Source organism: Dorea amylophila (assembly GCF_025567265.1).
Classification (GTDB): Bacteria; Bacillota; Clostridia; order Lachnospirales; family Lachnospiraceae; genus Dorea_A; species Dorea_A amylophila.
Window position 1 is genome coordinate 117854 of record NZ_JAOQJW010000002.1, and the last position, 12093, is coordinate 129946.

General features: G+C 42.4%; 10 protein-coding genes. 9 read left to right on the forward strand and 1 reads right to left on the reverse strand.

Annotated elements, in window-relative coordinates; all coding sequences use genetic code 11:
- Positions 1 to 102: 102 nt before the first annotated feature.
- Entirely contained in the window at positions 103 to 546 is a 444-nt protein-coding gene (locus tag OCV72_RS01685) for a CYTH domain-containing protein (protein ID WP_055281438.1), read from the reverse strand.
- A gap of 108 nt (positions 547 to 654) precedes the next feature.
- Here OCV72_RS01685 and OCV72_RS01690 point away from each other — a divergent pair, with 108 nt between their 5' ends.
- The 9 genes from OCV72_RS01690 (at position 655) to OCV72_RS01730 (ending at position 12076) form a co-directional block, all read left to right on the forward strand.
- Complete coding sequence (locus OCV72_RS01690; RefSeq protein ID WP_171029332.1) at positions 655 to 1200, forward strand: DJ-1 family glyoxalase III; 546 nt, start codon at positions 655 to 657, stop codon at positions 1198 to 1200.
- A 181-nt stretch (positions 1201 to 1381) separates the two neighbouring features.
- Positions 1382 to 2668: a trigger factor gene (gene tig, locus OCV72_RS01695; protein WP_055281442.1), complete on the forward strand. Its 1287-nt coding sequence runs from the start codon at positions 1382 to 1384 to the stop codon at positions 2666 to 2668.
- 41 nt (positions 2669 to 2709) lie between these two features.
- Positions 2710 to 3291 carry an ATP-dependent Clp endopeptidase proteolytic subunit ClpP gene (gene clpP, locus OCV72_RS01700; protein ID WP_028088268.1) on the forward strand — a complete coding sequence of 194 codons (582 nt, stop codon included), beginning with the start codon at positions 2710 to 2712 and terminating at the stop codon, positions 3289 to 3291.
- A 26-nt stretch (positions 3292 to 3317) separates the two neighbouring features.
- Positions 3318 to 4577: an ATP-dependent Clp protease ATP-binding subunit ClpX gene (gene clpX / locus OCV72_RS01705; RefSeq protein WP_055281444.1), complete on the forward strand. Its 1260-nt coding sequence runs from the start codon at positions 3318 to 3320 to the stop codon at positions 4575 to 4577.
- Positions 4578 to 4669: 92 nt separating this feature from the next.
- Complete coding sequence (lon, locus tag OCV72_RS01710; RefSeq protein WP_055281446.1) at positions 4670 to 7000, forward strand: endopeptidase La; 2331 nt, start codon at positions 4670 to 4672, stop codon at positions 6998 to 7000.
- Positions 7001 to 7046: 46 nt separating this feature from the next.
- The gene (gene yihA / locus OCV72_RS01715; RefSeq protein WP_055281448.1) at positions 7047 to 7652 is read left to right on the forward strand and encodes a ribosome biogenesis GTP-binding protein YihA/YsxC; all 606 of its coding nucleotides are present in this window, start codon (positions 7047 to 7049) and stop codon (positions 7650 to 7652) included.
- A gap of 158 nt (positions 7653 to 7810) precedes the next feature.
- Positions 7811 to 8719 carry a trans-4-hydroxy-L-proline dehydratase activase gene (locus OCV72_RS01720; protein ID WP_055281453.1) on the forward strand — a complete coding sequence of 303 codons (909 nt, stop codon included), beginning with the start codon at positions 7811 to 7813 and terminating at the stop codon, positions 8717 to 8719.
- 4 nt (positions 8720 to 8723) lie between these two features.
- Positions 8724 to 11102 carry a trans-4-hydroxy-L-proline dehydratase gene (hypD, locus tag OCV72_RS01725; protein ID WP_055281454.1) on the forward strand — a complete coding sequence of 793 codons (2379 nt, stop codon included), beginning with the start codon at positions 8724 to 8726 and terminating at the stop codon, positions 11100 to 11102.
- A gap of 197 nt (positions 11103 to 11299) precedes the next feature.
- Positions 11300 to 12076, forward strand: coding sequence for a DUF2238 domain-containing protein (locus OCV72_RS01730; protein ID WP_055281456.1), 777 nt, complete (start codon positions 11300 to 11302; stop codon positions 12074 to 12076).
- Positions 12077 to 12093 lie beyond the last annotated feature (17 nt).

Below are 12093 nucleotides of genomic sequence, written 5' to 3' on the forward strand. Positions count from 1 at the left end.
GCTGTTAGTATAACAATCTGACCATAAAATAGATATGATATGCAACAAGACGTGACAAAACACGAAAAAGCAACGAAACGTGGCGCAAAGATAAATATCAATTTATAAACGGCTCAGATAGCTGTTATGATATTTTCCGGAAAAAGTGACATCTTCGCCGAACCAGCCGGGAGCGGTGAAAGAATCTGCATCGTCTTCGGTTTGAAATTCTACTTCTACAAGCATAAGAGGCGCAAGGTCTCCTTCAAAGATATCAAGCTCTGCGGTGAGGCCGGAAGAAAGCGGGATCATATACCGTTTCTTTTTGATCAGGCGTCCATCAATCTTGCCAAGAAGATGATGATAGGATTCCCGGTCAAGAGGAAGGTTATATTCCTGACGGGACATCAGTCCGGCAGACTTGTAAGTGAGTTCGTACTTTTCATTATCACGACGGATACGTACAACAGGATTGGTGTTCAGATACCCCTGCTCGAGAAGGCGGCATGGGTAAGTTTCCAGCTGATCCGGCAGCTTTGCAACAAGATATTTTCGTTCTATTTCCATATTATAAGGTCTCCTTTCATTTGCGGTGAAATTATGATACAACAGTTTACAGAAAAAGTAAACGGTGATAGAATTTAGAATAAATAAGAGATGAGGAGGATAATGAAGATGAAAAAAGTATGCGTATTATTGGCAGACGGATTTGAAGAGATTGAAGGTCTGACTGTTGTTGATCTGTTAAGAAGAGCAAAGATATATGTAGATACAATATCCATCATGGATGATTACATCGTACATGGAGCACATGGAATCAATGTGCAGACAGAAGATTTATTTGATGAAGTAGATTTTGATGAATTTGATATGGTTGTGCTTCCAGGCGGAATGCCGGGAACCCTGAACCTGAAAAACCATGACGGAGTCAGATATGTGGTAAAACAGTATGCAAAAGAAGGAAGATATGTGGGAGCGATCTGTGCGGCACCTACCATATTAAAGAGCCTGGGGGTACTGGAAGGCAGGAGGGCAACCTGTTATCCGGGCGTGGAAGATGAGATGGAAGATGTCGTGCTGACAGAGACAGCGGTTGTAGTAGACGAGAATATTATCACCAGCCAGGGCGTTGGCACTGCAATTGATTTTGGACTGAAATTGATCGAGATTCTGGATGGCGAAGAAAAAGCGAAGGAAATCGCAGATTCCATAGTCTTTTAATAGTTTTTCATAAAATTTAATAAAAATAGAAGAAAAAAGCGGAAAAACACCGGATTTAAGCAAAAACGGGGACTAGATATTTACCAGAGTTTGTGTTATACTTCTGTGGTGAATGTATTGTAGTATACCCGCTTTTTTTCCGCTACCCATGAGGCGGGTTAGAAACAGGAGGAAATAGTAAATGAGTTTACAGGTAGAAAAGTTAGAAAACAACATGGCGAAACTTACTATCGAAGTTCCGGCCGATGATTTAGAAAAAGCGCTTCAGAGTGCATATATGAAGCAGAAGAACAAGATCGCTATGCCGGGATTCCGTAAAGGAAAAGTACCACGTCAGATGATCGAGAAAATGTATGGACCGGAGATCTTCTACGATGATGCAGCAAATGCACTGATCCCTAAGGCATATTCTGAAGCATATGAAGAGTGTGAACTTGAGATTGTTTCAAGACCGGAGATCAATGTTGTTCAGATTGAAAAAGGAAAATCATTCATCTTTACAGCAGATGTTGCAACAAAGCCGGAAGTAAAACTTGGTGAGTATAAAGGACTGGAAGTAGATAAAGTATCTACACGCGTAACTCAGAAAGAAGTAGACGCTAAGATCCAGGAAGAAGCAGAGAAAAATGCAAGAGAAGTTGTAGTTACAGACCGTGCGGTAGCAGACGGTGATGAAGTAATTCTCGACTTTGAAGGATTTGTTGATGGTGAAGCATTTGAAGGCGGAAAGGGAGAGAACTATCCACTGACTATCGGATCAGGATCGTTCATTCCTGGATTTGAAGAGCAGTTAGTAGGCGCTGAAGCTGAGAAAGAAGTTGAAGTAAAAGTTACTTTCCCGGAAGATTATCATGCAGAAGAATTAAAAGGAAAAGAAGCTGTATTCAAATGCACAGTTCATGAGATCAAAGCAAAAGAACTGCCGGAAATTGATGATGAGTTCGCAGCAGAAGTATCTGAATTCGATACATTAGAAGAATACAAAGCAGACGTAAAAGCAAAGATCAAAGAGCAGAAAGCAGCAGACGGAAAGAGAAATCAGGAAGATCAGGCTGTAGAGCAGGCTGTTAAGAATGCAGAATACGAGATTCCACAGCCAATGATCGAGACACAGACAACTCAGATGGTAGAGGATTTTGCACAGAGAATCCAGTCTCAGGGAATCACTCTTGAGCAGTACTTCCAGTTCACAGGACTGACCGCAGAGAAGATGATGGAAGATATGAGACCACAGGCAATCAAGAGAATTGAGACACGTCTTGTACTTGAGGCGGTAGCAAAAGCTGAAAATATCGAAATCACAGATGAGAAGATCGATGAAGAACTTGCCAAGATGGCTGAATCTTACAACATGGAAGTTGAGAAACTGAAAGAATTCATGGGTGAGAACGAGAAGAAACAGATGAAGGAAGATCTGGCAGTTCAGGAAGCTGTTACATTCCTTGTTGAGAATGCAGTAGAAAAATAAGAACGTCAGATCATAACATAGTATAGTCAGGAGGCATATACATGAGTTTAGTACCTTATGTCATTGAACAGACAAGCCGTGGAGAACGTTCTTACGACATCTATTCAAGATTATTAAAAGACAGAATTATATTTTTGGGCGAAGAAGTAACAGATGTATCTGCAAGTGTGATCGTTGCACAGCTTCTGTTTCTTGAAGCAGAAGATCCGGAGAAAGATATCCATCTGTACATCAACAGTCCGGGAGGCTCTGTAACAGCCGGAATGGCAATTTATGATACCATGCAGTATATCAAATGCGATATTGAGACAATCTGTATTGGTATGGCTGCAAGTATGGGTTCATTCCTTCTTACAGGAGGAACAAAGGGCAAGAGACTTGCACTCCCAAACTCTGAGATCATGATCCATCAGCCGCTTGGCGGAGCTCAGGGACAGGCAACAGAGATTCAGATCGCAGCAGATCACATCTTAAAAACTCGTCAGAAACTGAATCAGATTCTGGCAGAAAATACAGGACAGCCGTTAGAGGTCATCAACGCAGATACAGAAAGAGATAACTTTATGACTGCGGAAGAAGCCAAAGCGTATGGTCTGATTGACGAAGTCATCAAGAACCGCTAGGGCAGTCCTCAGACGAGGTGAAAAGTATGGCAGGAAAGAACGATGATCAGGTAAGATGCTCGTTCTGTAACAAGACGCAGAATCAGGTGAGAAAGCTGATTGCAGGTCCGAATGGGGCATATATCTGTGATGAGTGTGTGGATGTCTGCGCAGAGATTATAGAAGAAGAATTTGAATACGAGAACGGAAGAGAATGGAATCCGTTCTCGGATATCAATCTTTTAAAACCGGAAGAGATCAAAGCATTTCTGGATGAATATGTCATTGGTCAGGAAGAAGCGAAAAAAGTATTATCGGTAGCTGTTTATAATCATTATAAACGTGTAATGGCGGGAAGAAATATGGAAGTAGATCTTGGTAAAAGTAATATTCTCATGCTCGGACCGACAGGATGTGGTAAGACGCTTCTGGCTCAGACACTGGCAAAGATTCTGGGAGTACCGTTTGCGATTGCTGATGCAACAGCATTGACAGAGGCCGGATATGTCGGTGAAGATGTAGAAAACATTCTTCTGAAGATCATTCAGGCGGCAGACGGAGATATTGAACGTGCAGAGTATGGAATTATATATATTGATGAGATTGATAAGATTACAAGAAAATCAGAGAATCCATCGATTACCAGAGATGTATCGGGTGAGGGTGTACAGCAGGCGCTTTTGAAGATTATTGAAGGAACAGTTGCCAATGTACCTCCACAGGGAGGAAGAAAGCATCCGCATCAGGAGATGATCCAGATCGATACCACGAATATTTTATTCATCTGTGGAGGAGCCTTTGAAGGAATCGAAAAAATCGTTGAAAAACGTATCGATCAGAAATCAATCGGATTCAATGCAGAGATTGCAGAAAAGCATGAAGATGATGTGGACAGACTGCTTCAGCAGATTCTGCCGCAGGATCTTGTGAAATTTGGTCTGATTCCGGAAATCGTAGGCCGTGTACCGGTAACAGTAGCATTGGAAATGCTGGATAAAGATGCATTAATGAAGATTCTTACAGAGCCGAAGAATGCATTGACTAAACAGTATCAGAAGCTGTTGGAACTGGACGATGTAGAGCTTACATTTGATGATAAAGCACTGGAAGCAATCGCAGAGACTTCCCTGAAGAGAAAGACGGGAGCAAGAGGACTGAGAGCGATTATGGAAAGTATCATGATGGATATCATGTATAAAGCACCATCGGATGAGACATTAAAATCATGCCACATCACAGAAGATGTTGTAAAAGGAACAGGAGAGCCTGTATGTGAACATGCAGAACCTGACTCAGAAAGTGCATAATAAATGAAAAGAAAGACGGCGGGTGCGAAGAATAATTGTACCCGCTGATTTTATACCAAGATAATCCAGTCGGTGAACAGGAGTGTGAATATATGACAGGAGAAACCTATAGTCTGCCTATGGTTGCCTTAAGAGGACTTACGATACTGCCGGAAGAGGTCAGACATTTTGATGTAAGCAGGGAAAAATCACTGCAGGCGATTGAAGAGGCGGTAAAAAACGGCCAGAAGTTATTCGTCAGCGCTCAGAAGAATCTGGAAATAGAAGAGCCGGGAGCAGAAGATGTCTATCTGGTTGGCTGTGTTGTTACCATAAGGCAGGTAGTAAAATTACCAAAAAAAATGAGCCGTGTACTTGTATCCGGAGAAGTAAGAGCAAGTCTTGTAAGAATGGATAGTGAGACACCATATCTCCAGGCAACGGTAGTAGAACTGCCGGATGATGAAGTAGTATCCGGAGAGCGGGAAGAAGACGATCCAATGAACCGAGAAGCAATGATCCGTGGATTACAGGATGTCTTCAAAGAATATCTGTTAAAGAATCCAAAGCTTTCAAAAGAACTTGGCATGCAGGTGGAATCCATTCATGATCTGAAATACCTGACAGATGTGATTGCTGCAAATATGCCGTTTTCATTCGAAGATGCGCAGGAACTGCTGGAAGAGACGAACGTTATGAGACGGTATGAACTTCTGGTATATAAGATCGTGAATGAGATCCAGGCACAGAAAGTAAAAGAAGAGATCCAAAGTAAGGTGAAAGAACGTGTGGACAAGAACCAGAGGGAATACATCCTACGGGAAGAACTGAAAGTAATCCGTGAGGAACTTGGTGATGACAATACCATGTCGGATGCGGATGAATTCCAGCAGGCGGCAGATGCATTGAAAGCTTCGAAAGAAGTAAAAGAAAAGCTGAACAAAGAAATCAAAAGATTCCGCAATTCCATGAATTCCCCGGCGGAAACAGGCGTTATCCGGACCTATATCGAAACAATGCTTGAAATGCCATGGGATAAAACTTGCAAAGAGCATAAAGATATTGCATTTGCAAGACAGGTACTGGATGAAGATCATTACGGTCTGGAGAAAGTAAAAGAACGAGTACTTGAATATCTTGCAGTACGGGCGCTTACGAAAAAAGGCGAAGCACCGATCATCTGTCTTGTGGGTCCTCCGGGAACCGGTAAAACTTCGATTGCGAAATCTCTTTCCAGGGCGTTGAAGAAGCCGTATGTGAGAATTTCGCTTGGAGGTGTCCGTGACGAAGCGGAAATCCGGGGGCACAGAAAGACTTATGTAGGAGCAATGCCGGGAAGAATCGCAAATGGAATGAAACAGGCAGGAGTCAAGAATCCACTGATGCTGCTGGATGAGATAGATAAAGTCAGCAATGACTATAAAGGAGATACATTCTCAGCACTTCTGGAGGTTCTGGATGGCGAACAGAATAATAAGTTCGTAGACCATTATCTGGAAGTGCCGATGGATCTGTCGGAAGTGTTATTTATCACAACGGCAAACAGCCTGCAGACCATTCCAAGGCCGCTTCTTGACCGTATGGAAGTCATTGAGGTTACCAGTTATACAGAAAATGAAAAACTGCATATTGCGCAGGAACATCTGATTCCAAAGCAGATCGAAAAGCATGGACTGAAAGCAGATCAGCTGACCATCAGTAAAAATGCGATCTGGAAGATGGCAAGAAATTACACAAAAGAAGCAGGGGTCAGACAGTTGGAACGTAAGATCGGTGATATCTGCCGTAAATCAGCAATGGAGATCCTTGAGAAAAAGAAGAAATCCATTCATGTGACAGAGCGGAATATGGAACACTATCTGGGTAAGGAACTTTACAGTTATCAGATGGCAAATGAAGAAGATGAAGTTGGTATTGTGCGTGGACTCGCATGGACCAGTGTCGGCGGTGATACACTCCAGATCGAAGTGAATATGATGCCGGGAGAAGGAGAAATCCTGCTGACCGGACAGCTTGGCGATGTCATGAAAGAGTCCGCGAGAACCGGTATCAGTTATATCCGTTCCGTAAGCAAAGAGCATGATATTACAGATGATTTCTTTAAGAAACATGATATACATATCCATATTCCGGAGGGAGCCGTTCCAAAAGACGGACCATCTGCCGGTATTACAATGGCAACTGCAATCATGTCTGCGGTGACAGGAAGAAAAGTACGGGCAGACCTCGCTATGACAGGAGAGATTACACTGCGCGGACGTGTACTCCCGATCGGAGGGCTGAAAGAAAAGCTTCTGGCTGCAAAAAATGCAGGAATGAAGACCGTACTTGTCCCGGCAAAAAATGAAAGAGATGTTGAGGAAATTTCAACAGAGATTACAAAGGGACTGGAAATTAAATTTGTAACACACATGAATGAGGTGCTGAAAGAAGCACTTGTATAGTCAGATCTTCTGGCACGGGTCAGGAGATGGATCAAAGGAGAAATATATGATAATCAGAAATATTAATCTGGAAACCGTATGTGGAATCACCAGCAAACTTCCGGAGAATACACTTCCGGAGATTGCATTTGCAGGAAAATCCAACGTAGGAAAGTCATCCCTGATCAATGCGCTTATGAACCGCAAATCATACGCAAGAATATCTGCAACACCGGGAAAGACACAGACAATCAACTTCTATAATATTAATGAGGCATTATATCTGGTCGACCTGCCGGGTTACGGATATGCGAAGGTATCCGAACAGGAGAAGATCAAATGGGGACAGCTGATCGAACGTTATCTGCACGGGTCGAAGCAGTTGAAAGTAGTATTCCTTCTGATCGATATCCGTCATAAACCATCCGGTAACGACAAGATGATGTATGAGTGGATCGTGTCACAGGGATTCCATCCGGTGATCATTGCAACAAAACTCGATAAGATCAAACGCAGCCAGAAAGACAAACAGATCAAGATTGTAAAAGAAGGTCTGGGAGTGTTACCGGGAACAATTGTCATCCCGTTCTCATCAGTGACGAAACAGGGACGTGATGAGATATGGGAGCTGGTGGAAAGAAATTATCTGAATACTCAGGAGAATGAAGAATAGACAGAATCCATTTCAGATGGTAATTAATGAGATAAAGTTTGTCAAAGGATTGACAAACTTTATCTTTTTTGTTATGATTAGACTAAAGTACAAACGTTGGTCTAAAACGGGTAAAAAATGTGAAAATAACAAGTATAATAAGAGGAAAGGAGAATATCATGGATCTGATAACCAATATCCAGAAGTATTCTATTCATGACGGGGACGGAATCCGTACGACTGTATTTTTTAAGGGATGTCCGTTAAAGTGTGTGTGGTGTCATAATCCTGAGACACAGCGCTTCGAGCAGGAAATTCAGTATGATGCGGAGAAATGTACCGGTTGCGGCGTATGCGCAAAAGTCTGTCCGAACGGCGCGGTCACCATGGAAGACGGAAGACCGAAGCTGGATAAAAAACTTTGTAAGCTCTGCGGAAAATGTGAGAATTTCTGTACACAGGGAATCCGGGAGATCGTTGGCCAGGAATATCCGGTAAAAACACTTGTAAAGGAACTGATGAAAGATCTGATGTTCTATGAACAGTCCGGCGGTGGAGTTACACTTTCCGGTGGTGAAGTGATGGCTATGTCTACAGATTATGTACTTGCGATCGCAAAAGCCTTGAAGAAAGAAGAAGTATCGCTTACAATTGATACATGCGGATATGTTCCGTATGAGAAGTTCGAAGCAATCCTTCCATATGTCGATACATTTTTATATGATGTAAAGGTAATGGATCCGGAATTACATAAGCAATATATCGGAGTAGACAATAAACTGATCTTAGATAATCTTGTAAAACTTTCAGATGCAGGAGCAAGGATATACATCCGCATCCCTACTGTTAAGGAAGTAAATGGAAACGAAGAGAATATGAAAGAGACGATCCGTTTCCTGAAAGAACACGGTATTCACCCGGCACAGGTTAATTTGCTGCCATATCATAATACGGGAAGCAGTAAATATCCGAAGCTGGATATGGAATATAAAGGTAATGACTTGAATGCACCGACAAAAGAAGAGATGGAGGGGTTTGTGAAACTCTTCCAGGAAGCAGGTTTTTCTAACACAAAGATAGGAGGTTAAAACAATGGCTGAAAAAAGAGGCATGAACGAAAGAATCCAGAAGTTAAGAGAACTGAGTGTTACAACACCGGTACACATCGATCTGGAAAGAGCAAAGATCGAAACAGATTTTTACAGAGAAAATGACGGAAAATATTCTATCCCGGTTATGAGAGCTATGGTGTTAAAAGAGTATTTTTCAAAGAAGACACTTTACCTTGGAGACGGTGAGCTGATCGTAGGAGAGAAGGGAAAAGATCCACAGGCATCTCCGACATTCCCGGAACTTTGCTGTCACAGCGTTGAGGATATGACAGTTATGAGTGAGCGTGATCTGGTATCCTTCCACACAACAGAAGAAGACAGAAAACTCCAGGCAGAAGAGATTATTCCGTTCTGGAAGGGAAGAACTATGAGAGAGAGACTTCTGGCTTCCATGACTTCGGAATGGAACGACTGTTATGCAGCAGGTATGTTCACAGAGTTTATGGAGCAGAGAGGACCTGGACATACATGTGGTGGAGAACAGGTATTTACAACAGGATATCTGGACTATAAAGAGAAGATCAAAAAGACAATGGATGCTCTTGATTTTATGAATGATCCGGATGCACTGGATAAAATGGAAGAGTTAAAGGCCATGGATATTTCCTGTGATGCAGTGATCATTCTTGGTGAGAGATATCATGACTTAGCATTGGAGATGGCAGAAAAAGAGGCTGATCCGGTACGTAAAGAAGAATTAAAACAGATCGCAGCCAATCTGGAGGTTGTACCTGCACATGCACCACAGACATACTGGCAGGCAATCCAGTTATACTGGTTTACACATCTGGCAGTTACAACAGAACTGAACCCATGGGATGCATTCAGCCCGGGACGTCTTGACCAGCATCTGATCAAATATTATGAAGCAGATACAGAAGCAGGAATTCTGGATGATGAGAGAGCCAAAGAACTGTTAGAGTGCTTATGGGTAAAATTCTACAATCAGCCTGCACCGGTTAAAGTAGGTATCACATTAAAAGAAAGTGCTACATACACAGACTTTGCAAATATCAATACAGGTGGAGTTACACCGGACGGACGTGATGGTGTCAATGCAGTCAGCTACCTGATCCTTGACTGTATGGACGAGATGAAGCTGGTTCAGCCAAACTCTAACGTAACGATCAGTAAGAAGACCCCTGCACGTTTCCTGAAGAGAGCATGCGAGATCTCAAGAAAGGGATGGGGACAGCCTGCGTTCTACAATACAGAAGCACAGACCATGGAGCTTATCAATGCAGGAAAATCACTGGAAGATGCACGTCGCGGCGGATCTTCAGGATGTGTTGAGACAGGAGCATGGGGAAGTGAAGCATACATCCTGACAGGATACCTGAATATTCCAAAAGTATTCCAGCTGACACTTTATAATGGATTTGACAAGGAATCCGGAAAACAGCTCGGCCTTAAGACCGGTGAAGCAAAAGATTTCAAGTCTTATGATGAATTATGGGATGCATTCCAGAAACAGCTGAAACATTTTATTGATATTAAGATTCGCGGAAACAATGTGATCGAGAAATTATATGCAGAGAATATGCCGGCACCTTGTCTGTCAGTGGTAACAAATGACTGCATCAGCAATGCAAAAGATTACAATGCAGGTGGAGCAAGATACAATACAAACTATATCCAGGGTGTAGGTATCGGAACAGTTACCGACTGTATCACATCTGTTAAGTATAATGTATTCGATAAGAAGAATTTCACAATGGAAGAGCTGCTTGAAGCTATGGATCATAACTTCGAAGGTTATGATGCAATCTTCCGTATGGTACATGACAAGACACCGAAGTATGGTAACGATGATGATTATGCAGATTCTGTTATGCAGGATGTATTCAACCTGTATCATGACCTGATCACAGGACGTCCGACCATGAGAGGCGGAAAATACGGAGTAGATATGCTTCCTACTACATGTCACGTATACTTCGGAGAAGTGATCGGAGCAACTGCAAACGGAAGAAAAGCGAATGTGCCTGTATCGGAAGGTATCTCACCAGAGAAGTCTGCTGATACAAACGGACCTACAGCTGTTATCAAGTCATGCTCTAAGATGGATCATCTTGCAACAGCAGGAACACTTCTGAACCAGAAGTTTACGCCTGATGTTGTTGCCGGAGAAAAAGGTCTTGAGAATATGTCAAGCCTGATCCGCAGCTACTTTGCAATGGACGGACATCACATTCAGTTCAATGTCATCGACAGACAGACACTGATCGAAGCACAGAAACATCCGGATGATTACAGAGACCTGATCGTTCGTGTTGCCGGATACAGTGACTTCTTCCGTAACTTAAGCAAACCGTTACAGGATGAGATCATCAACCGTACAGAACAGTCATTTGAATAAAATGAAATCTGCAGGGTAAACCTGAAGATAATTAAAAAATAAAAAAGTCCTTAGGCAGGAATCGTGATGCCGGCTGTTGCCGGATGTATAAATTCTTGTTTAAGGACTTTTTTTAGGCTTGACAGCAAAAAATATGATATGATATCAGTAAACGTAGAAATACAGAAAAAAATTAAGAAAAGAGATGGAGAAAAGTTATGAATCTAAAAGGAGTGAATTTGAAAAAGAAAAGGACAAAAATTCAGATGGCGCTGACGGTTTTCGTTATACTGTCGGTAGTCAGACAGTTTTTCCTGGGAAATTACCACAATATGTTTCTGGGAATTCTGACCCTGTTTTTGTTCATGGTACCCGCTGTATTAGATCAGACACTGGGAGTAACGATTCCGGTAGGACTGGAGACGGTGATTCTGATTTTTATCTTTTCGGCAGAAATACTGGGAGAGATCAACGCATTTTATGTAAAGATTCCTGTTTGGGATACCATTTTACATACGACAAACGGTTTTCTTATGGCGGCAATTGGATTTGCACTGATCGACCTGTTTAACAGAAGTGACCGGTTCTCAATTAAGATGTCTCCGTATTTCGTGGCATTTTTTGCATTTTGTTTTTCGATGACAGTCGGTGTATTGTGGGAGTTCTTTGAATTTTCAATGGACTGGTTCTTCGGACTGGATATGCAGAAAGACTGGATCCTTCCATCGATCAGCTCTGTGAAACTCAACCCGACAGGTGCAAATGTCCCGGTGCATGTGGACATCCAGTCAGTGGTGATCAATGGCGAAAAATGGAATCTGGGTGGATATCTGGATATCGGAATAGTGGATACGATGAAAGATCTGATGGTGAATTTTATCGGAGCGGTGGTGTTCTCGATCATCGGAATTCTATATCTGAAGCACCGTGGCAAGGGAAAACTTGCGGCATCACTGATCCCGCAGGTAAGAGACGAGAAGGAGCAGAAGAGATAAAAAGAACCGGATAAGAG